Source organism: Butyrivibrio hungatei (genome assembly GCF_900101605.1).
Taxonomy (GTDB): domain Bacteria; phylum Bacillota; class Clostridia; order Lachnospirales; family Lachnospiraceae; genus Butyrivibrio; species Butyrivibrio hungatei_B.
Map to the genome: position 1 here is coordinate 91,108 of NZ_FMUR01000007.1, position 20,535 is coordinate 111,642.

At 39.4% G+C, this 20,535-nt stretch carries 22 protein-coding genes; 12 read left to right on the plus strand and 10 right to left on the minus strand.

Features of this window, described 5'->3' with window-relative positions:
* Nucleotides 1–144: 144 nt before the first annotated feature.
* Nucleotides 145–543, minus strand: a complete 399-nt coding sequence (locus BLP87_RS06440) for a hypothetical protein (RefSeq protein WP_074461955.1) — start codon at nt 541–543, stop codon at nt 145–147.
* Nucleotides 544–751: 208 nt separating this feature from the next.
* Here BLP87_RS06440 and BLP87_RS06445 point away from each other — a divergent pair, with 208 nt between their 5' ends.
* The 5 genes from BLP87_RS06445 (at nt 752) to BLP87_RS06465 (ending at nt 5,919) form a co-directional block, all read left to right on the plus strand.
* Nucleotides 752–1,429, plus strand: a complete 678-nt coding sequence (locus BLP87_RS06445) for a response regulator transcription factor (RefSeq protein WP_074461956.1) — start codon at nt 752–754, stop codon at nt 1,427–1,429.
* Nucleotides 1,423–2,703: a sensor histidine kinase gene (locus BLP87_RS06450; protein WP_074461957.1), complete on the plus strand. Its 1,281-nt coding sequence runs from the start codon at nt 1,423–1,425 to the stop codon at nt 2,701–2,703. Before BLP87_RS06445 ends, BLP87_RS06450 begins: the two co-directional genes overlap by 7 nt.
* Before the next feature lie 108 nt (nt 2,704–2,811).
* The gene (locus tag BLP87_RS06455) at nt 2,812–3,498 is read left to right on the plus strand and encodes a polyphosphate polymerase domain-containing protein (RefSeq protein WP_074461958.1); all 687 of its coding nucleotides are present in this window, start codon (nt 2,812–2,814) and stop codon (nt 3,496–3,498) included.
* Between the two features lie 44 nt (nt 3,499–3,542).
* Nucleotides 3,543–4,214, plus strand: a complete 672-nt coding sequence (locus tag BLP87_RS06460; RefSeq protein WP_074461959.1) for a DUF4956 domain-containing protein — start codon at nt 3,543–3,545, stop codon at nt 4,212–4,214.
* A gap of 22 nt (nt 4,215–4,236) precedes the next feature.
* Nucleotides 4,237–5,919: a CotH kinase family protein gene (locus BLP87_RS06465; protein WP_074461960.1), complete on the plus strand. Its 1,683-nt coding sequence runs from the start codon at nt 4,237–4,239 to the stop codon at nt 5,917–5,919.
* A gap of 57 nt (nt 5,920–5,976) precedes the next feature.
* On the opposite strand, the gene BLP87_RS06470 is transcribed toward BLP87_RS06465, so the two are convergent.
* Entirely contained in the window at nt 5,977–6,549 is a 573-nt protein-coding gene (locus BLP87_RS06470; protein ID WP_074461961.1) for a rhomboid family intramembrane serine protease, read from the minus strand.
* 228 nt (nt 6,550–6,777) lie between these two features.
* On the opposite strand from BLP87_RS06470, the gene BLP87_RS06475 reads away from it, so the two are divergent.
* The 4 genes from BLP87_RS06475 (at nt 6,778) to BLP87_RS06490 (ending at nt 11,307) form a co-directional block, all read left to right on the plus strand.
* A complete protein-coding gene (locus BLP87_RS06475; RefSeq protein ID WP_176756611.1) occupies nt 6,778–7,593 on the plus strand; it encodes a helix-turn-helix domain-containing protein in 816 nt (271 codons plus the stop codon).
* A 29-nt stretch (nt 7,594–7,622) separates the two neighbouring features.
* Complete coding sequence (locus BLP87_RS06480) at nt 7,623–8,876, plus strand: DUF2130 domain-containing protein (protein ID WP_026655933.1); 1,254 nt, start codon at nt 7,623–7,625, stop codon at nt 8,874–8,876.
* Nucleotides 8,877–8,928: 52 nt separating this feature from the next.
* Nucleotides 8,929–10,284 (plus strand): MATE family efflux transporter, encoded by a 1,356-nt coding sequence (locus tag BLP87_RS06485; protein ID WP_074461963.1) that lies wholly within the window; start codon nt 8,929–8,931, stop codon nt 10,282–10,284.
* 75 nt (nt 10,285–10,359) lie between these two features.
* The gene (locus BLP87_RS06490) at nt 10,360–11,307 is read left to right on the plus strand and encodes an NmrA family NAD(P)-binding protein (protein WP_074461964.1); all 948 of its coding nucleotides are present in this window, start codon (nt 10,360–10,362) and stop codon (nt 11,305–11,307) included.
* Between the two features lie 100 nt (nt 11,308–11,407).
* Here the strand turns inward: BLP87_RS06490 and BLP87_RS16010 are convergent, their stop codons facing one another.
* The 3 genes from BLP87_RS16010 to BLP87_RS06500 all read right to left on the minus strand — a co-directional run bounded on the left by BLP87_RS16010 (nt 11,408) and on the right by BLP87_RS06500 (nt 12,902).
* The gene (locus tag BLP87_RS16010; protein ID WP_176756612.1) at nt 11,408–11,572 is read right to left on the minus strand and encodes a hypothetical protein; all 165 of its coding nucleotides are present in this window, start codon (nt 11,570–11,572) and stop codon (nt 11,408–11,410) included.
* Between the two features lie 5 nt (nt 11,573–11,577).
* Entirely contained in the window at nt 11,578–12,135 is a 558-nt protein-coding gene (locus BLP87_RS06495) for a phosphatase PAP2 family protein (protein ID WP_074461965.1), read from the minus strand.
* A gap of 194 nt (nt 12,136–12,329) precedes the next feature.
* On the minus strand, nt 12,330–12,902 hold the full coding sequence (locus BLP87_RS06500) for a phosphatase PAP2 family protein (protein WP_242871822.1): 573 nt from the start codon (nt 12,900–12,902) through the stop codon (nt 12,330–12,332).
* A gap of 328 nt (nt 12,903–13,230) precedes the next feature.
* Between BLP87_RS06500 and BLP87_RS06505 the strand changes: the two genes are divergently transcribed.
* Nucleotides 13,231–13,635, plus strand: coding sequence for a hypothetical protein (locus tag BLP87_RS06505; RefSeq protein WP_026667426.1), 405 nt, complete (start codon nt 13,231–13,233; stop codon nt 13,633–13,635).
* A 115-nt stretch (nt 13,636–13,750) separates the two neighbouring features.
* On the opposite strand, the gene BLP87_RS06510 is transcribed toward BLP87_RS06505, so the two are convergent.
* Nucleotides 13,751–14,173: a hypothetical protein gene (locus BLP87_RS06510; RefSeq protein WP_074461966.1), complete on the minus strand. Its 423-nt coding sequence runs from the start codon at nt 14,171–14,173 to the stop codon at nt 13,751–13,753.
* 294 nt (nt 14,174–14,467) lie between these two features.
* Between BLP87_RS06510 and BLP87_RS06515 the strand changes: the two genes are divergently transcribed.
* Nucleotides 14,468–15,613 (plus strand): hypothetical protein, encoded by a 1,146-nt coding sequence (locus tag BLP87_RS06515; protein ID WP_074461967.1) that lies wholly within the window; start codon nt 14,468–14,470, stop codon nt 15,611–15,613.
* Between the two features lie 98 nt (nt 15,614–15,711).
* Here the strand turns inward: BLP87_RS06515 and BLP87_RS06520 are convergent, their stop codons facing one another.
* The 4 genes from BLP87_RS06520 to BLP87_RS06535 form a co-directional block, all read right to left on the minus strand.
* Complete coding sequence (locus tag BLP87_RS06520) at nt 15,712–16,902, minus strand: type II toxin-antitoxin system HipA family toxin (RefSeq protein ID WP_074461968.1); 1,191 nt, start codon at nt 16,900–16,902, stop codon at nt 15,712–15,714.
* Complete coding sequence (locus BLP87_RS06525) at nt 16,889–17,173, minus strand: helix-turn-helix domain-containing protein (RefSeq protein ID WP_026655919.1); 285 nt, start codon at nt 17,171–17,173, stop codon at nt 16,889–16,891. Before BLP87_RS06525 ends, BLP87_RS06520 begins: the two co-directional genes overlap by 14 nt.
* A 305-nt stretch (nt 17,174–17,478) precedes the next feature.
* The gene (locus BLP87_RS06530; protein ID WP_074461969.1) at nt 17,479–18,834 is read right to left on the minus strand and encodes a hypothetical protein; all 1,356 of its coding nucleotides are present in this window, start codon (nt 18,832–18,834) and stop codon (nt 17,479–17,481) included.
* 85 nt (nt 18,835–18,919) lie between these two features.
* Nucleotides 18,920–19,195: an HU family DNA-binding protein gene (locus tag BLP87_RS06535; protein ID WP_074461970.1), complete on the minus strand. Its 276-nt coding sequence runs from the start codon at nt 19,193–19,195 to the stop codon at nt 18,920–18,922.
* Nucleotides 19,196–19,567: 372 nt separating this feature from the next.
* Between BLP87_RS06535 and cysK the strand changes: the two genes are divergently transcribed.
* Nucleotides 19,568–20,503, plus strand: a complete 936-nt coding sequence (cysK, locus tag BLP87_RS06540) for a cysteine synthase A (RefSeq protein ID WP_074461971.1) — start codon at nt 19,568–19,570, stop codon at nt 20,501–20,503.
* Nucleotides 20,504–20,535: the final 32 nt, after the last annotated feature.

Below are 20,535 nucleotides of genomic sequence, written 5' to 3' on the forward strand. Positions count from 1 at the left end.
CTATTTAATAAAATTTTCAATTTTTCCACAAATGAACTAATTACTTGTTGGAATTAATGATTTCTTTTTGGACAATATGCGCATAAAAATGAAATAATGTTTCGAAAGTGCAATTTTTTTCAAAGTGGTGGATTAACCTCATATTTAGCAAATGGGGAAATTGCCACTATTTTCGCTGCTGTCAGTGTTTTCCCAAAGGGTTACGATGTTTTTGTCGTCTGTAACCTCTATTATTTTAAACTTTCCGGAAGAGATATTTATGTCGTAGGAGCACTGAAGATCGGTGTCTTTTTCGCTATCAATTTTCCAGATTACATCATTTCCTGAAAAGAAGAAGTTTATATCGGCGCTTGTTTCGTCTGCCGTTCCTTCTTTTTCCCAATAATTGTAGCTGCTGCTGTCTTTCGCCAATACTTTTTCATTGTTGTAACTATTTGTGGATGTTGCCATTCCAATGGTGTTGCCACATCCGCAGAACAAAGATCCCATACATAATAAACCTGCTAATGATACTACAATCTTAGTTGCCTTATTTTTAAGCACTTTTTCTCCTCCAGTCTGAGTATATGTTATGGTTAAGCTGTTTTTCGTATCAACATCGCTTCTATAATAGCATTAATCAGTATACATATCATTATATTGTTAAGCAGAACTTTCTACATACATGCTGTTTTGACCTTTTTTCAATCGCATCATATTATAGTTTTATAGACAATATATCGGAAAAACGATTTTGTTTGAGGTGACGTATATGCGTATTTTGATTGCAGAGGATGAGGTTGCGACAGCGAAGGCGCTTAAGATATTGCTGGAGAAAGCAATGTACTCCGTAGATATTGTGCATAACGGAGATGATGCGTGGGATTATATACAAGAAGGTTCGTATGAAGTGATCGTTCTTGATATTATGATGCCCGGAAAGAGCGGGATTGAAGTCTTGTCGCTTATAAGACAGAACGGAATTAGGACGCCGGTTCTGCTCCTTACATCCAAAGCTGAGATAGAGGACAGAGTTGCGGGGCTTGAAGCGGGAGCCGATGATTATTTACCGAAGCCTTTTGCTACAAGTGAACTGATAGCAAGAGTTAAGGCATTGGGACGCCGCAGCGAGAATTACAAGGATTCTGTTCAGAGTATCGGAAATATAGTTCTCGATAGCAATAAGTACGAAATAAGTGTAGGTAAAAAGAGCGTCAAGCTTACCAATAAGGAGTTCCAACTTATGGAACTCTTTGTTCTTCATCCGGGGCAGGCATTCTCAACAGAGCACCTGATGGAAAAAATATGGGGTTATGATACGGAATCCGACATAGACGTGGTATGGACTACCATAGGATATGTGCGAAAGAAGTTAAGGCAGATTAAGGCAAATGTGGAAATAAAGACAATGCGTGGCATCGGATATGCCCTGGAGGTGACCTCATGCTGAAAAGAATGCGTTGCCGTATGATAATCGCAGCTATGGCGGCTTTTTTGGCAGTAATACTTATGGTTGCATTTCTTGTAAATCTTATCAATTACAGAGCTGTAACAAAGCGCCTTGATGAAACAATTATGACTATCTATGAATTTGAGGAGAAAAAGCCACAGCCGCCGAATCCCGGAATGAATAACGGACAGCCGGGGGGCGGCGACAATCAGGCTGTTCCCGGACCGCAGGCTCCTCCGGATGGCCCTTTTAGAGGTTCACCGGATGCGGAAGCAGGATATATGACGCGTTTCTTTGTCGCGCGGCTTGATGAGGACGGCAATGTAATGTCAACTTCGCTTGATTTTGTTGCTTCAGTTGATGCCTCGGGAGCTAAGCAACTTGCAGAACAGGTTAATTTGGGCAAAAAAGATCGCGGATATATAAAAGAATTCAGATTCAGAAAAATAAGATCGGGAGATTTCACGATGATCGTCTTCCTTAATTCTATGAGAGAGTTACAGTTTATGCGTACATTAAGGTCATTGACGATTGTGGTTTCAATTGAAAGTCTTATACTGGTATTTATATTGGTAGTTCTTTTCTCAAACAGGGCGATACGACCGATTGCAAACAATATCAGAAGGCAGAAGCAGTTTATCACGGATGCAAGCCATGAATTGAAAACTCCGCTTACGTCAATAAGTACAAGTCTGGATGTCCTTAGCATGGAACGTGAGGATGACGAATGGCTGGATAATATCAGGAAGCAGACCGGTAGAATGAGTAAGCTTGTGAGCGAGCTTGTTCAGCTTTCAAGGCTTGATGAAGATATTCCGCTTCCTGACAAGGAACATTTTTCGCTTAGCGCTGTAGCATGGGAAGTAGCGGAGATATTTGAGGCACAGGCTAAGGCAAGTGAAAAGAATTTTTTTGTGGATATTAAGGATGATGTAAATCTGTACGGAGACAAAGCGGCAATTCATCAGATGCTGTCGGTGCTGCTTGATAATGCGATAAGATATTCGAATCCAAATGCAGATATCAGATTCAGTGTTTATAAAAAGAAAAACAAGGTAGTTATTGAGGTTTTCAACACATGCGATTTAAGTCCGATACCTGATACCGAGAAGCTGTTTGATCGTTTCTACAGACCGGATGCGTCAAGAAGTACGCAGACGGGCGGAAACGGTATCGGACTTGCAATCGCAAAGGCGGCAGCAGAAGCACACGGTGGCACGATAAGCGCAGATTGTCCGGCTGGCAAAACAATGACAATAAAAGTTAAAATCTGATCTACTTGAAAAGGAGAAGTCGAAAAAAGACTTCTCTTTTTTTCAGGTTCATTTCAGGTTGGGAAATTATTATGGCTTCAAGAGGATGAGGAAAGGAGAGAAAGAGTAGTGGAAAAGCATTACAGACATGAGCTCAAATTCAGTATTTCTTATTCTGAATACATAGCGATGCGAAAGCGTCTTCAAAATATAATGAGCTCCGATCCACATACAGATTCTGAAGGCCTTTATCAGATCAGAAGCATTTATTTTGACAATAGCGATGACAAGGCGCTGCGAGAGAAGATAGACGGAATACAGAAACGTGAGAAATTTAGAATCAGGTATTACAATGATGATTTTTCTTTTATAACACTTGAAAAGAAGATGAAGATCAATGAGCTGTGCCTTAAATATGATGCAAGGATTACCGAAAGCGAGTGCAGGAAGATACTTGAAGGAGATTTGGAATTTATGAAGGACAGTCCGCATGAGCTTGTAAAAGAGCTGTACACAAAGATGAGATATCAAAGGCTCGTTCCGAGAGTTTTGGTGTCATATGTGCGAGAACCGTATATATACAAGCCTGGAAATGTCAGGGTTACGTTTGATTCAAGGATAAGAACAACTCTTTTTAACAGGGAATTTCTTACAGAGAATGTTATTGATATAAGCGCAACGGATAACCCGGAGGATATGATACTGGAAGTAAAATATGATGCATTCTTGCCGGCGGTAATACAGGATCTTATACAGGTCAACGGCATGACACGGCAGTCATTTTCAAAATACGGAGTGTGCAGGAGATTCGGATAAAAATTTCCGGACAATAATTTGTTCATTTGTAGGAGGAAATAATAATGTCATTTAACGATATATTTAAATCAAGTTTTTTGGAAAACGTAACACAGTTTTCGGTTGCAGATACACTGATAGGAATGGGCTTTGCGCTGGCGATAGGATTGTTTATCTTTTTGATCTATAAAAAGACATTTAACGGAGTTATGTATTCAACCGGTTTTGCAATGACTCTTGTAGGACTTACGCTTGTGACTAACCTTGTGATAATGGCAGTTACGTCAAATGTTGTTCTTTCACTCGGTATGGTCGGCGCACTTTCGATTGTACGTTTCCGTACAGCAATAAAAGAGCCCATGGAAATAGTATTTTTGTTTTGGGCACTTGCGGCAGGTATAGTGGTCGGAGCCGGAATGATTCCCCTTGCAGTGGTCGGATCCGCAATAATCGGGATTATTCTTGCTTTGTTTGCAAATAAAAAGGTTTCAAATGTGCCATACATACTTATCGTAGATTGTTACGATGAGAGGGCCGAAGAAAAGGCATACGGCATTATAAAAAAAGAAACGAATAAGTATATCGTTAAATCTAAGACCGTTACCGACGATGGAATCGAGTTTACAGTTGAGATACGTACAAAAAATGCGGCAACAGGTTTTGTTAATCGGGTAAATGAGGTTGATGGTGTAACGAGTGCTACGCTTGTTGCATTTAACGGCGAGTACATGAGTTAAAAATCGATAGGAGGATCCTGTTATGGTTACAAACAAGCATATTAATAAGATTGTGGTGATCATCATGGCCATGGCTGTAGTGATATGCGTGCTCGCAGGAATAGTCGTGGGACGAAGTGATAAATATGCTGAGAATGCAAACATTTTAATGGAATACCCAAGCAAGCTTTTTGATACAAATGAAGTTATAAGCGTAAACATCAAGATGGACGAAGAAGAATGGAATGAGATGTTGGAAAATGCAATGTCCGAGGAATATTACTCCTGTGATGTCGAGATATGCGGAACGACATTTAAGAATGTTGCTATACGTCCAAAAGGAAATACATCTCTTTCATCGGTAGCAAGGGATCCTGATACCGACAGATACAGTTTTAAGCTGGAATTTGGTCATTTTATGGAAGGGCAGACATGCTTTGGACTTGATAAGCTTATTCTCAATAATAACTACGCTGACGCCACCAATATGAAAGAGGCGATCGTATATGACATGTTCAACTTTATCGGAGCAGCATCACCGCTGTACAATTACGCATCGATATCACTAAACGGTGAGTACAAGGGTGTATATCTTGCATTGGAAGCTGTTGAAGAAAGCTTCTTGCTCCGAAACTACGGAACTCAGAACGGAGAGCTTTATAAACCCGAAAGTATGGGGATGGGCGGTGGAGGCGGAGATAGATACAAACAAGAACAGGGAGCAAAATCGCAACAAGGTCCGAGTGGTGGAATGCCGGATCATGGCGATTTTAATCCGCAGGACAAGCCGGACATGGAGGGCGATACCCCCGGAGCACCTCCACAAATGCCTGACATGGAAGGCTTTGATCCTGCCAATATGCCATCACCTCCGGAAGGAAAGGCTGGCGACGGGCATACCGGAAACAATGGCGGTGCAAATCTAAATTACATCGATGACAATCTTGACAGTTACTCGGTGATATGGGACGGCGAGATAACAGAGACGTCAGATGGAGACCACCTGAGAGTGGTTACGGCACTTAAGAATATAAGCGAAGGAAACGACATAGAGAAATACCTTGATGTAGACAATATTCTTAAATACATGGCTGTGCATACTTTTGCGGTAAATATGGACAGTCTGTCAGGGAATATGGCGCATAACTATTACCTTTATGAGCATGACGGAAAGCTTAATCTTTTTCCGTGGGATTATAATCTATCATTTGGCGGTATGTCATCCATGGGAAGAGGCGGAGAAGACAGCGATAAAGGAACTGAGATGGTAAATGATGCGATAGATACTCCATTTTCGGGAACCGACTTTTTTGACACATTATTGGAAAATGAGGAATATCTTGAAAAGTATCACGAGTATCTGAGAAAACTCACGGAAGAATATGTTGACGGAGGAAGATTCGAAGAAACCTATAACAGGATAGGAAGCCAAATAGATGCACTTGTTAAAGAAGATCCGACAGCGTTTTACAGCTATGATGAGTATAAGACGGCATGTGAAACATTGTATAAAGCGGTGAAGCTAAGAGCTGAAAGCATCAAGGGGCAGCTTGACGGAACGATACCTTCTACGGATGAAGAGCAGAAGCAAGATTCAGCTGCACTTATCGACGGTTCTGAGATTGATGTCAGCGCTATGGGAGCTCATAGCGGGGGTAAAAAAGAAGGCAATCCGGAATCTCAGGATAACAATTCCGTGAAGCATTCAAAGAAAAAAAGTGGATAATAAAAAAGGGAAACGTTTCAAAACGGCGTTTCCCTTTTTGTAGCATTGAGCCTTTTTTTAATAATAATCGTCTCTGTTTAGATTATATCCGATGATGGCACCGATGACACCGCCTATGATATGCGACAGGTTTGAGATGTCATCCTGCAGAAACAATCCGTCATGAATCTGCTGTCCGAGGAAAACAACCGTAACAAGTATAAAAGTCAGAGGGATGTCGCCCTGTCTGAAGTTTGTAAATGATGTAAGGAGTATAAAGGCAAATACAACTCCGCTGGCGCCGCACAAAGCAACGTTGACGAACAGGACATAATTTACAAGTCCGGTTACAAGTGCGGTTATTATAATTATCTGAAGGATAGGCTTGGAACCGTATTTTTCTTCAAGCAAAGGGCCCAGAAGCAATAAGTACGAGGCATTACTGATATAGTGTTCCCAACCGCTGTGTCCGAGTACGTGTGTAAAAAATCTGATATAAGTAAGCGGATCCGTCAGTGGCGATCTGTATGTCATAAAGAGGAGCTGGTCTGTCATACCGTTTGTAAAGGCGCTTAGCTCCAATACGCCAAAACTTAGCAACATAAATCCCAAAACAACCGGGGAATTAAACGTAATTCTTAATCTTCGCATAGAAACCTCACTTTTCTTAATGGTACTATAATAGCACTTATTTTAGAAAAATTTAAGAAATGTATATTTATATATATTGTGATCACTATTTTCAATTCAAGGGATTCAAGTTCAACTTGAAAAACAGATTGAAACTTAAATCAATACTCGTTAGAATAAAGGGGACATCAAGTGTAATATAAAGGCATGACACATAACGTTTATATAGGATTTTCAAAGAGAGTAAAGATGAGTATAGGAACAAATATCAAGGAACTTAGAGAAGAGCGTGATCTCACGCAGAATCAGGTTGCAGATGCGTTGGGAATTACGTTTCAGGCTGTTTCTGCATGGGAGAGAGATGAGTACAAACCTGATACCGATAAGCTTGTGAAACTTGCTGAGTACTTCGGGGTATCTGTATCAGCGATTGCGGAAGAGAAGCACGGTACGTTTAAGACAAAAGATGCGATATACGATTGGGAGCACATGAAAACTTATGTAAAGACAACGGCCAAGAATTTCAAGCTTTCTGATTCTTTGAAGGCAGTTGATTTTGCGGTAAAGGCGCACACCGGTCAGAGTAGAAAACATTCTAACGTTCCCTATATATATCATCCGCTTAACTTGGCATGCCATGCTCTTTCTATGGACATTATCGACGATGCGGTAATTGCGGCATGTCTTCTTCATGATGTGGTTGAAGATTGCGAGATAGGACTCGATGAGCTTCCTGTGGGAGACGAGGCAAAAGAGCTGGTCAGACTCCTGACAAAAGAAGATACAAAAGGCAAAAACCGCGACGAGGTTATGATCGCTTATTACAATCAGATAGCGACAAATCCTAAAGCGGCACTCATAAAGTGCATGGACAGATGCAATAATCTTACGACAATGTCATGGGGACTCAGTCGTGAAAAGATATTCAGAATGATAAATGAAACAGAGAGGTATTATCCCGATCTTATCAAAGTGATCAAGTATACTACAGAATATAATAATGCCGCATGGCTCCTTAAGTATCAGATAGAGAGTATGCTTGATATTTATAAGAGATTACTGTGATTTTTTTATTTCCATGAGAGGGGGCAAATATGGCAGAACTTAAATGCCCGCATTGCGGACAGGCTTTTACGGTTGACGATACGGAACTTGGTTCCATTATGAAGCAGATAAGAGATAAAGAATTTGAAAAAGATCTTTCGAGCCGAGTTTCCGAGCTTGAAAGACACTATAGAGAAAAGCATGAGCTTGAGCTTGCTGCAAAAGAGAACGAGATTATATTAAAGAGCAAAGCTCAGTATGAGAAGGAAAAAGAGGATCATCAAAAGGAACTTGATGACCTTAGAGCGCAGCTTAATAAGGCTCTTGAAGAGAAGAGTCTTCTTTCCATGGAAGTAAAAGGCGCTGAGGACAAGACAAAACTTGCCGTTCTTGAAGCCGTAAGAAAAGTGGAAACAGAGAAGAACGAGCTTGCCAATGCTCTTAACGATGAGAAACACGAACTTGAAAATGCCCTCAATCAGGAAAAAGAAAAGGGCAAGATCCTTCTTGAGCAGAAAGAGAAAGAAGTCGAGTTCTATAAAGACTTAAAGACCAAGATGTCGACAAAGATGGTCGGCGAGACGCTCGAGCAGCACTGCGAGATACAGTTTAACCAGCTTCGTGCGACTGCTTTCAGAAATGCATATTTTGAAAAAGATAATGATGCAAGAAGCGGAAGTAAGGGCGATTATATCTACAGAGAGTGTGATGAGAACGGCGTTGAGATAATCTCTATAATGTTCGAGATGAAAAACGAGATGGATGAGACCGCGACTAAGCATAAGAACGAGGACTTTTTTAAAGAACTTGATAAGGACCGCAAGGAGAAAAACTGCGAGTATGCTGTTCTGGTATCTCTTCTTGAGAGTGACAGTGAACTCTACAATGCCGGAATTGTTGATGTTTCATACAAATATGACAAGATGTACGTTGTAAGGCCGCAGTGCTTTATTCCTATCATTACGCTTCTTAGGAATGCCGCGTTCACAGCGCTTGAATACAAGCAGGAGCTTCAGCTTGTCCGCAATCAGGATATTGATATTTCAAACTTTGAAGACAGTCTGATGAAGTTCAAAAATGATTTTTCAAGAAATTATGAGATAGCACACAATCATTTTGACAAGGCTATCGATGAAATAGATAAGACTATTCAGCACCTTGAGAAGGTGAAAAAAGAACTTCTCGGTTCCGACAATCAGCTCAGGATTGCAAACAGCAAGGTTGATGATGTCAGTGTAAAGAAGCTTACGCGAGGCAATCCGACCATGAAGGCGAAGTTCGAAGAAGCAAAAGGTGTGCTATAATGTTTTTTGCTGCACTTATTGCAGGAAATAATTTATATCGGAGCTAATTTAAATGTCTACTCAAAACAGAAGAGAATACTTTACCACAACACCTATACCGAAGCTTATTATGACATTATCTTTTCCAACCATAATAAGCATGCTGGTTACGGGAATTTATAACACGGCTGATACGTTCTTTGTATCGAGAGTTTCAAGTAATCCGGAAGTAAATACCGCAGCTACCGCGTCTGTAGGACTTGTTTTTACCGTTATGGCGATTATTCAGGCAGCAGGATTCTTTTGCGGACACGGATCGGGAAACTATCTGTCAAGAATGCTTGGCGCCGAGAAGTATGAAGAAGCAGATGAGATGGCATCTACAGGTTTTGCACTGTCGATCATTCTCGGAATTGCTTTTGCTCTTATCGGAAATATTTTTCTGACCGATATTGCCGGTGCGCTTGGTGCAAAGAGTGCGCAGACTTTGACATTTACAAAGCAGTATATGAGAATCATATTGCTTGGCGCTCCGTTTATGATGGCGCAGTTTGTTATAAACAATCAGCTCAGATTCCAGGGAAGCGCATATTACGCAATGATCGGTCTTATGAGCGGTGCTGCGATGAATATGATACTCGATCCGCTTCTTATCATGGTATTTCACATGGAAGTTACGGGAGCTGCGATCGCAACGGTTATGGGACAGATTACAAGCTTTTTTGTCCTTCTAATCGGAACGACCAAGGGTGAAAATATAAAGCTTAATATTAAGAAGGTCAGACTTAACGGGCATTACCTCTTTGAGATAGCAAACGGAGGCGGACCTTCACTTGCAAGACAGGGACTTGCGGCTATAGCAACTCTCGTTCTTAACAGAACTGCGGGAAGCATAGGTGCTGATGCGGCAATTGCCGGAATGTCTGTTGCAACAAGAATCCTCATGCTTATGGTTTCGGCACTTATAGGATTTGGCCAGGGATATCAGCCAGTATGCTCGTTTAACTACGGCGCAGGACTTACGGCAAGGGTAAAAGAGGGATTCTTTTTCTGCATTAAATATGCATCAATCTTCCTTTTGGGACTCGGAGCGGTATGTTTCTATTTTGCACCGAATCTGATAGCTCTTTTCTCCAAGGACGCAGCTGCCGTGGAGGTTGGTGTAAAGGCGCTCAGATTCCAGTGCGCGACGCTGTTCTTATCAGGCCCTATTGTAATGAGTAATATGATGCTTCAGTCTATAGGAAAGGGAGTTAAGGCTTCAATTACGGCATCTGCGAGAAACGGTATTTGTTTCCTTCCAATGATACTGCTTCTTCCAAGGTTCTTTGGAATCACAGGAGTAGAGATTGCGCAGCCATGTGCCGATGTACTTTCTACGCTTATTGCGGTTCCGTTTGCATATTCGGAACTTAGAAAGTTTAAGTGATATAATATAAGGGTATATAAAGGCAAAAATTCAAAACGCCTATATCATAACAATTTCATAGAAGGAGGTATTTTCATGGGTAAACTGTTACTTACAGGTGTTGATGGAAATCTTGGCGCTGAGGCAGCGAGAGTGCTGCTTACATTGGAAGATAAGAGTAATCTTATATTCTGCGGCTACAGTGAAGATTCACTTAAGGGATTTGCAGCTCAGGGAGTTGAGACACATGTGACGGACTTTAACTATCCGGACGGGCTTGCGGAAGCATTTAAGGGTGCCGATGTTCTTGCTCTTATCTCTATGCCTTTTGTCGGTGAGAAGAGGCAGAGCGCTCATAAAAATGCTGTCGATGCGGCGAAAAAAGCGGGTGTAAAAAAGATTATCTACACATCCCTTGTAAATGCCGGTGATGAGACCAATCCTTCGATTGAAAAGCTTGATCATATCTACACTGAGAACTACATTAAGGGCGAAGGCCTTGATTATATCTTCCTTCGTAATTCCCAGTACGCAGAAGCTATGATCACCAATTACTTTACATATGTACATGCGAATGCACCTCTTACAAACAGCCAGGGCGACGGGCTTATGGCATACATTTCAAGAAAAGACTGTGCTAAAGCCGTTGCATACGCACTTCACCGCGCATCCGAATATGATCATGCAACTCTTAACATCAACGGAAAAGAGCTGATGACGATCACTAAGTTTGTCGAGATCGGTAACAAAGAGACCGGCAACAACATAAGCTACAAGGCGGTTTCCGATGAAGAGAATTACAAGATTTTTGATGCGATGGGAGTTCCGAGAACTACAGACGGTCTTTTCAAAAAAGGAAGCGAAGCGCCGTTCTCAAGTGACGGTATGGTAACTTTCGCACAGGCCATAAGAGAAGGCAAGATGGCCGTTCATACCGATGACTTCAAGAAACTTACAGGGGACGATCCCATTACTGTAGATTTCATGTTCGCTCACAGTGATGACTTCCAGATCGGTGAGAGACATTCGAAAGATAAGAAATAATTGAAAAAAGAGAGTACTTCTTGATTATGCGATATTTCCAAGAAGTACTCTTTGTTTTTGGGAAACTTAGTTTTCTACAGTCTGATAAACATCTTTCATCTTACTGTCTCTGATGAGGTAAAGTCCAAGCAATACCGATACAATGAGAATCAGAATTGTTAGTAATATTTGCTCGCTGAACAATTATTCCGGGAAGAGTAGATATCAGTATGAGTGCCAAAACGATGCCACCTAAATACTTTGTCAATCTTAAACTTGTTTTCATATTATTTATCCTTTATTTTTTTTTCTAAAAATATTGATGAGTGCGTCAATTATCAAAAAGCTCAGCACACCGCATAGAGCACCTGAAAGAATTCCGCTCAAAACATCCGTCGGCCAGTGAACAAAAAGATACAAACGGCTGAAAGCACCGAGAGAAGCAAAGACAAGAGCCGGAATTCCGAATTTCTTATTACTTAAGAATATTGCTGTCGCTAATGCAAAGAACCCGCTTGTATGTCCTGACGGAAAAGAATAACTGTTTGGGCAGTCAACTAATAATTTCACGCCCGGTTCCAGCCAGCATGGCCTGCATCTTGTGATAAGATGCTTTAATCCATCGTTTATGAGTATTTGTGAAATGAAAGAAGCAAGAATCAATTGAATTCCGATTCGTCTTGTTTTTGGATAGACAATCGATATAAGTATCAAAATCATAATTATGTTGCCTGAATTAGTGAAAAATAGCATAATTGAATCTAATACCGGATTATGAATGCTTTGCAAAAAGTGTAGGAACTTAAGTTCCCAATCAAAATAAAAAACTGTACCTAAATCCTGTGGCATATTCTGTCTCCTTTAAATGCTATGACTGTCATACTATTATTATCGTACTACGCGTAACGTAGTATTTGGCCTGAACAGTAATATACTACGACAGACAAGGTATGTCAACATCTTTTTAAAATATTGCATAAAATATAAAAAAGCAAAGGTGCAGATTTGCTACCTTTGCTTCTATGGATGCGGTAATTGTTTAATTATCTTCTTCTTCGTTTTTTCTTTTTAAATAATCCGGAAAAAGGATTTGTAAGTTTATAGCTGATCTTGCCGCTTACAAAACCTGTGATGATTCCTCCTACTACATCCGTCGGCCAGTGAACAAATAAGTACATACGACTGAACGCGACGATTGAAGCAAGCGCAAGAGCCGGAAGTCCGAGTTTCTTGTCTTTCAGATACAGTGCTGTCGCCATTGCAAAAAAAGCATTTGTATGTCCCGATGGGAAGGAATAATCGTGCGGAACAGGTATGAGCAGTGGCACGTTCGGTTCCAGCCAACAAGGTCTGCATCTTTTGACAAAAGGCTTTATGCCTACGTTTACAATCAGTACAGAGATAACTACGGCAATTGCCATTTGGATGCCATATTTTCTGGTTTTTGGAATAATGATAAGAGCAAGTAAAAACAGTGCGATAAGTATAGTTTTATCACCCAAACCGGTGAAAAAAAGCATTTTTTTGTCCAATTCCGGAGTGTGAATGTTTTGTAAATGGTGAAGGAAGTCTAACTCCCAATCCATATAAAAAATTTTGCCTAAATTTTCCGGCATAGTCTGTCTTCCTTTCTAAATGCCATTACAGACATTGTATATAAAACATCTTACTTTAATCGTTAAGTGGGTCAACGGTTATCGGATATTTATAGCATGGTATTTGTTAATAAAAATGTAATAACAGATGTGATGTGTTATCCTCCCATATTTGTGAAAAAGAAATTGAGCAATATGATAAAGAAACAGTATAGTTTTTTCCTTGTCAGTACAAATAACGTGCGCCTATCATTAAGTTAATATATTCTTGTTTTTCCGTCATTTTAAGGGACTATCGAATGTTTGGAAAAGAAAATTATTAAGATGATGAGAGGTATAATTAGGCACTATGGGCATGGCAGAAAAGAGCAAGGAAATTATTCACGACACAAGGATTGAAGGGAAGGAGATTCAGACAGACAGTGGAAATAAGATAACGTTTAACGGCAATTATTTCTGGACAAAGACAAGCGGATTTATTGAACAGCTAAATGTTTACTTTTTTGTGGACATCGATGGACAGAATCAGGTGATAGAGTGGAATAACGGAGATGCCGGAAAAGGCTGGTTTTTGCGTCGCTGGAAGGAAAGAGGAGATGAGACTTTTTCAGCACGTGACGCCTATGTTTACAAGATGATCTTTTCCAAAATGCCGGAGAGAGAAGGGCAGATATCAAAGCCTGAATGGTTATTTTTGGACAGCGAGTCTGAAGAGAGCAGAACCTTCATTGATATGTTGGAAAATTTGAAATGATTAATGGCGTGTTCGCGTTTGGAAATTTTAGGGAGTTTTTGGCGTAAGCCAAATATGAAAAAGTAACATATATACAGAAGGACCGACGTATCTACATGGGGACGTCGGTCCTTCGTTAATGAGTCAGTTCATAATCAAGCTTTTTCCAATCCGCTGTTTTGCCTTTTTTGATTTCGGCTGTAAGGCCTTCCGATTTTTCTCTGTCAGAGATTATTTTATCAGCGTCACTTAATGGAAGTGTGGGCCAATCGTTATCCTTGAATTCATCAAGATATTTTTTGAACACATCGTCAGATTCACCACGCGGAAATTTGTCATATCTATAATCCGGATATCCATTTTCATAATCAATGTCAGATGTATCATAGTTGTCTTTTGCCAGTGTATATACAGCATCTTCAGAAAAACCAATATCGTCCTCAGTAAATTGAATCAGAACTACATAACTTTTATCGCTGTCATAATAAGGTTCATCTTTATATTCAACAGTATAAAGGAAATGCCATTTAGAATCGCTACCAATAAAGCTTTTCATCATTAGTTTTAGAAGCGTTTGTCACACTCGCATCATTTTGTTTTGTATCCTCTTTAGCGCACGCCGTAACAGTCACTAAGCATAAAAGTATTGCAAAAATCTGGTTCTCATATATCTCCAATCCATTCCAAGTAATCATAAAATACAGTATAGTCATAATTTATTGCAACTATTATCACAAAGATTTCACAGTAGTATCGCAGATTGAAATATATAATAAAAAATGCTGCGGTTGTTGGCTAAGCAAGAAATACCGCATAACTACATTGGAGATACAGAGAGGTAAGGTGAAAAGTTATGAAATTAAAAAAAATAATTTGGTCGATGGTATGTCTTTTGGTATTGACAGCGTGTGGTGGAAAAAAAGAAGATGCCATTGGCAATGTTTGTAGTACAGAAGATGTAATGGACGATATTAACAGTACAGAGGATGTAGTGAGTAACATTAGCAGTACAGAAGAGGCAGTGAGCAATATTAGTAGTACAGAAGATGTAGTGAGCGATATTAACTGTTCAGAAGATGATAAAAGATATCGTGCATTTTTTGAAAAAGAATTTACCGATATGGTTTCAGATTTATGGCGTACGATATATAGACCGAGTTTTCTTTTTACATATGCAGATTTAGACTATGACGGTTCTAATGAGCTTATTATCGGAAATGAGGAAGGAATTTTCTTTGTCATTACTGAGATTGATGGAAAATATAACAAATCCGGCTCATATGGCTGGTTGAAACAATACGGACCTTTGCCGTCAAGGTATGTCGGAAACGGATATTTTATAACTTATTACTGCGATAATAGCGGCATGAATTCAGAGCTGACTCATTACGATTCGGCGATACAGAATATAGGCATTACTGCAGCATTTGAAGCTAGAAAAGACGGATGGGACCTTTACATCTTGTCGAAAGGCGGAACGCCAAATATTTTTAAGGTTAATGAGTATAGCGGTGATTATGATGAGGCTGACTATACACATTCATTCTTGGATTATGACGATGCACATGATTGTGATTATGATAAATTAAAGTATTTCGATGATGGTTACTGGCATGGTGACGCTTACGGTTTAATTGATTTAAATGAACTCGGACGTAAATACACTGATCTTGTAGCATCAAAAGAAAGTGCAGATCGGCTTGAAGACCTTACATGGAGACCTGTCGGCGAAATGATTTTTAAGGACAGTAAGATTTATACTACGAAGGATATCTCACCAGAAATGGTTCGTCTTCTAAGCGATGTGACAACGGCCATATATATATATCATTATAATGAGAGAGATGAAATTATTAAACTAATCGAGCAGATATTGAGGAATGATTATGCCAACTATAACGGCAAGATATCGTATGACAGTGTTGTAGCATCAGACGGTTCATCAATGCCTTGTGATGAATTCAATGAACTTGTGATCGAAGCGCTTGAAAAGAGATAAAAAAATAGGCTGGCGTTTCGGATGATTGAATAATTCACCTAGAACGACAGCTATTTTTTTATTAGCAAGCAATTATTGTATGTATATCTGATTTATTTTTAGATAGATATTTCAGAGATACGTTCTCTAAAAGGTATATGTTCCTTATTGTTTTGGTTTGGAATAAGGTATTTGTCCAAAACTTTTGCCTTGGAGTTTATTTCATCATAACAATCAGTACAGAATTTCTCGGGTAATCCGGCGTCTGATCCGATTGTAACGATATCGGCTTTGGTTATTTCCCGGCCTTTGCCGTTTACAGATGTTGTATGCTCGCCCCAATAGGTATCGCTATATGTAAGGTCATATGCTGGGGCTAAATTCCAGCCTTGTAAATCTGTATGTATAAATGAAAAGTTTTTTGTGTGGTCATCTCTATTATGTGTGGCAACATTAAAGCACATAATTCTATATAGTTGTTCTTTATCAAGTTCAGCATCTTTTGTAAGTGCTCTTGCTAATTTGAAATAGGTTTCATAATCGCAAGATGGAGCACGGAAATCCGCTTCCAAGAGGGCTGCAAATGTTATGATGAATACTTTTTCGTTATCTTTTCTATCAAATCTTTCTGTTTTAAAATATCCATCACATACCGAGGAAGGAATAAGATCCGTTTCAGTCATAGATATTCCGCAATCTTTTGCACATAGAGAGTAATCATATTCACATTTGCCGCTTGTGTCGGGATCGTTTTTTGAAGGAAATTTCACTATCCATTCCCTGTTGTCTTCGGAAAGAAGTATTTTTGGGCGGGTTCCTCCGCTTGATCCCCCCATTTTATACAGAATATCTAATTGGTCGGAATTTTTGGACGATAGAATATTTGCACATTCCTTTGCTATTGTATCGAAGTCTAAACCTGCATTCTTGTAATCAAAATCGGCCTCTTTTGACGGCATATATTCAAGGGCGCCCATACCACTTTTTCCGACATATGCAAGTCTTTCCAACGTGGTTATTTCGCCTCTTTTTATGCCAATTGATTCCAGGTACCTATCTAAAAGTAAGTGCCCCCAACTATCGGGAAGACTGTCAGCAAAGACTCCGAATAGTCCGCCAAAACGATCCAGTGATCTTTCATTGGGTACAAAGACATCATTTCGAAGCGGAAGCGAAAAAGGACTGATGGAAAAACCATTTTTTTGCCATTCGCTGTCATACTGGAATGCAATTCTTTTATCGGGAGTTTCGGCAAGAGTGCCAACATGTTGACTATGATAATAAACATCCAGAGTCTTATTTACTTGCATTTATTACCTCCTCAATACTGGTGTAAACAGGTTCGGAAAATAAATTGTTTATTTCTTGTATCAGTCCAAGCTCCATAGTCAGTTTTATAAAAGATTCAAGCGAAATCTGTCCGGTTTTCTCAAACTTGCGCAAAGTGGCATAACTTACATTGCTTCTTCCGGCAAGTTGTTTTTGTGTAATCTTTTTCCTTTTTCTAACGCTTTTGATCTTATTTGCCAATCTAAGGGCAACATCAGACGGCGTATCCCATAAATAATTTGTATAATCCATAATGGTATCCTCGTTTTATATGACTATGCTTTTTATTGCTATTATTATAGCATTATACGGTGAAAATCTCAATAAATTGACATTATAGTAGCAATTATGATTTGTGGCCTAAATAATAAGCCTAAATAATAAGTTTTTAAATGATAAATGTTATCAATTCAGGAGATTGCCTACAATATTGCGTTAGCATTGTGGCATGCGTCGGCATACTTTCAATGCTCACAGGCTGCGGTATATTTACAATAAAGAAATTAAGGGCATAAAAAATATAAAGCCGGAAATCGCGATGATTTCCGGCTTTACGGTTAGTGGGATAAATATTCAAGAATCTCTTCTTTGTTATCATAATAGGCTTGGGATGATGATTGTGTAGATGAATTTTGGTTATATATTTCGTTCAGTTTTTCATAATAGCTTTGTTTATCAATCTCAATGCCGTCTATGCTATAGTGAAAGTCATCCCAATTGTACGGATCATTTGCACATTCGTTTCCTGAAAATATGCATTTCCATTTTCCCTCTGAAAGGGAATAAACAAGGTCATAATATATTCCTTGCCTTCCACCGTCGATAAATATAAGACCTTGTTTTTCGATATATGACCAGCCTGAAGAAGTATCAAAATGAGAAAAAGCTGTTACAATTCCGTCATGATATGAAAAAATAATATAAGCCGTTACAAGTTCAGGGATGTCATCATCATCAATATTTATTAGTGAATAACTGTCCCCGCTTATATAGGAATTATCATTCACACAGGCCATATATCCCTCTTTCCATGAGGAAAAACCTTTCCCAAATATCCACTGATCCTCATGAAAGTCATCACCATCGCCATCATCATAATAACCTTCAGAGTTTTTGGGAACATATTGCGAAAATGGTATTAAATCAGGTTGTATCTTTTGAGATTCATACTCGGATACAGCCTTCTTCCATTCACTTTCAAGAATTATTGTTTCGTTTTCGCTGGCGTCGATTTTTTTATATGTAAAAGTACCATCATTATTTTTTTCTGCAGTATAGCCATCAATAATTTCTGTACTTAAGCCGTTTTCGGATATGCTTAATTTAAAAACTTCTTTTGCTTTGTTACCAGTTGGTTTGTAGCTTTTTTCAGTAATAAGTTTATTTCCGGTGCAAAGATATACGTAGTTTTTTCCTGAAAACGAGTGATAGTCATAACTTTCCGCTAACTCTTTTGGTATGTTATGCTGAAGTGAATAAACAGCGTATATCATCTTATCAAGTTTGTTATCATCAGAAAGATTACCGACGAGGAGTTCTTTTATGCCATCGTTGTTTAAATCAATAAATTCATATCCCGCGTAATCAAGAGGGGAGCCGATATCATCTTGTTCTTTTACATAAACCCTCATCCAGCAATCATTGTAGCAATTTGAACTGAAATCATTGATGCGTTCCGGATTCTTAAGAGCAAAAAAACACCGATCAAGAACTTCTGAATACGCATCTTCATAAGAATCAGGAGCAATAGTAACGTTTTGGGGTAAACCATCTTTAAGCTGATCGGTTGCGGCTTTGCAGGCGATAGATGTAGAAGAATCATCGGATAAAGCCTGACGAGTGTTTGTAATAGGGGTGCAACCTAATATCGTAGCTGACATAAGAAAGATTATAGATAGTGTTATTTTTTTCATGATGTTAAGATGTGCTCCTTATATTTTTTGTGACAAAATTAAAGCCGAAAATCTTGATGATTTCCGGCTTTAAAAGCATTATTTGTTAAGCGTTAACAATATCCTTCAGAGCTTTACCTGCTTTGAATTTAGGTGCTGTAGAAGCCGGGATATCGATCTTCTCACCTGTCTGGGGGTTCTGTCCGACTCTTGCAGCTCTTTCTGTTGTCTCAAATGTTCCAAATCCAACGATCTGAACTTTACCTTTATTTGCAAGCTCGTTTGAAACTACTTCGATAAAAGCTTTAACTGCTTTATCTGATGCTGATTTTGTAAGATTGGCCTCCGTAGAGATTGCCTCAATAAGTTCTTCTCTGTTCATACTTTGAACCTCCTTAATGCTTTTTCCATTACATAGATCACTTAAGATACGGTGTGACTAAGGAATAATAATACAATTGGCGGGCATTGTCAATTTTTTTATAACGAGAAATGGCGTAAATACTGGGTTTTAAACTGTTAAATCAAGATATGTTAATGAAAAAATAAACACATATACAATCGCCCCAAATGCTCACATCAGTATCCATGCGCATTTGAGGCTTTTTTGATTGGATCATTTATTGTAATAAGCAAAGTTTATACTCCGCTATAAGTATTCTTTAATTTTCGCTATTCACTTCGTATGATATGATTCAATCATCAAAACAAACACGAACCAAAATAAAAATGAAATATAAAGGAGAAATGAATCATGGCAGATATTAAAGAAAGCGCATTGGAACTTATCGGAGGAACACCTCTTCTTAAACTTAACGGATATAGCAAGAAGGCAGGAGTAACAAACGCAACACTCCTTGCAAAGCTTGAGTATTTGAATCCTGCCGGATCTGTAAAAGACAGAGTAGCTCTTAGCATGATAGAGGATGCTGAAAAGAGCGGAAAGATTAAGCCCGGAGCAACAATCATCGAGCCTACAAGCGGAAATACAGGTATCGGACTTGCAGCAGTAGCAGCAGCTAAGGGATATAAAGCAATCCTTACACTTCCCGACACGATGAGTGTTGAGAGAAGAAATCTTCTTAAGGCATACGGCGCTGAGATCGTTCTTACAGAAGGCGCAAAGGGTATGAAGGGAGCGATTGCCAAGGCAGAAGAACTTGAAAAAGAGATTGAAGGTTCAGTAATTCTCGGACAGTTCGTTAACCCTGCAAACCCTGCAATCCACAAAGCAACAACAGGTCCTGAGATCTGGGATCAGACAGACGGAAAGGTTGACATCTTCATCGCAGGTATCGGTACAGGCGGAACAATTACAGGTGTAGGCGAGTATCTCAAAGAGCAGAATCCTAACGTTAAGGTTATTGCAGTTGAGCCCGCTACAAGCCCCGTTCTTTCAAAGGGTGAAGCAGGACCTCACAAGATTCAGGGAATCGGTGCAGGTTTCGTTCCTGAGACACTTAATACAAAAGTTTATGATGAAGTTATCGCAATCGAGAACGATGATGCATTTGCAGAAGGCAAGAACTTCGCAGTATCAGAGGGTATCCTTGTAGGTATCTCATCAGGTGCAGCTCTTAAGGCAGCAACAATCGTTGCCGCAAGAGAAGAGAACAAGGGAAAGAACATCGTAGTGCTTCTTCCCGACTCAGGTGACAGATACCTTTCAACACCTCTTTTTGCGAACTGAATGATATAGGCGTCAGTTTGTAGAATTGCGAA

What these genes read in the sequence shown, in the direction of transcription:
- BLP87_RS06505 (WP_026667426.1), top strand. Translation starts at nt 13,231, where the DNA reads ATGGGCATGGCAGAAAAGAGCAAGGAAATTATTCACGACACAAGGATT.
- BLP87_RS06515 (WP_074461967.1), top strand. Translation starts at nt 14,468, where the DNA reads ATGAAATTAAAAAAAATAATTTGGTCGATGGTATGTCTTTTGGTATTG.
- BLP87_RS06530 (WP_074461969.1), bottom strand. Translation starts at nt 18,834, where the DNA reads ATGAAAAAAATAACACTATCTATAATCTTTCTTATGTCAGCTACGATA.
- BLP87_RS06475 (WP_176756611.1), top strand. Translation starts at nt 6,778, where the DNA reads ATGAGTATAGGAACAAATATCAAGGAACTTAGAGAAGAGCGTGATCTC.
- BLP87_RS06500 (WP_242871822.1), bottom strand. Translation starts at nt 12,902, where the DNA reads ATGCCGGAAAATTTAGGCAAAATTTTTTATATGGATTGGGAGTTAGAC.
- BLP87_RS06470 (WP_074461961.1), bottom strand. Translation starts at nt 6,549, where the DNA reads ATGCGAAGATTAAGAATTACGTTTAATTCCCCGGTTGTTTTGGGATTT.
- BLP87_RS16010 (WP_176756612.1), bottom strand. Translation starts at nt 11,572, where the DNA reads ATGAAAACAAGTTTAAGATTGACAAAGTATTTAGGTGGCATCGTTTTG.
- BLP87_RS06485 (WP_074461963.1), top strand. Translation starts at nt 8,929, where the DNA reads ATGTCTACTCAAAACAGAAGAGAATACTTTACCACAACACCTATACCG.
- BLP87_RS06535 (WP_074461970.1), bottom strand. Translation starts at nt 19,195, where the DNA reads ATGAACAGAGAAGAACTTATTGAGGCAATCTCTACGGAGGCCAATCTT.
- BLP87_RS06480 (WP_026655933.1), top strand. Translation starts at nt 7,623, where the DNA reads ATGGCAGAACTTAAATGCCCGCATTGCGGACAGGCTTTTACGGTTGAC.
- BLP87_RS06510 (WP_074461966.1), bottom strand. Translation starts at nt 14,173, where the DNA reads ATGATGAAAAGCTTTATTGGTAGCGATTCTAAATGGCATTTCCTTTAT.
- BLP87_RS06465 (WP_074461960.1), top strand. Translation starts at nt 4,237, where the DNA reads ATGGTTACAAACAAGCATATTAATAAGATTGTGGTGATCATCATGGCC.
- BLP87_RS06460 (WP_074461959.1), top strand. Translation starts at nt 3,543, where the DNA reads ATGTCATTTAACGATATATTTAAATCAAGTTTTTTGGAAAACGTAACA.
- BLP87_RS06495 (WP_074461965.1), bottom strand. Translation starts at nt 12,135, where the DNA reads ATGCCACAGGATTTAGGTACAGTTTTTTATTTTGATTGGGAACTTAAG.
- BLP87_RS06490 (WP_074461964.1), top strand. Translation starts at nt 10,360, where the DNA reads ATGGGTAAACTGTTACTTACAGGTGTTGATGGAAATCTTGGCGCTGAG.
- cysK (WP_074461971.1), top strand. Translation starts at nt 19,568, where the DNA reads ATGGCAGATATTAAAGAAAGCGCATTGGAACTTATCGGAGGAACACCT.
- BLP87_RS06525 (WP_026655919.1), bottom strand. Translation starts at nt 17,173, where the DNA reads ATGGATTATACAAATTATTTATGGGATACGCCGTCTGATGTTGCCCTT.
- BLP87_RS06520 (WP_074461968.1), bottom strand. Translation starts at nt 16,902, where the DNA reads ATGCAAGTAAATAAGACTCTGGATGTTTATTATCATAGTCAACATGTT.
- BLP87_RS06450 (WP_074461957.1), top strand. Translation starts at nt 1,423, where the DNA reads ATGCTGAAAAGAATGCGTTGCCGTATGATAATCGCAGCTATGGCGGCT.
- BLP87_RS06445 (WP_074461956.1), top strand. Translation starts at nt 752, where the DNA reads ATGCGTATTTTGATTGCAGAGGATGAGGTTGCGACAGCGAAGGCGCTT.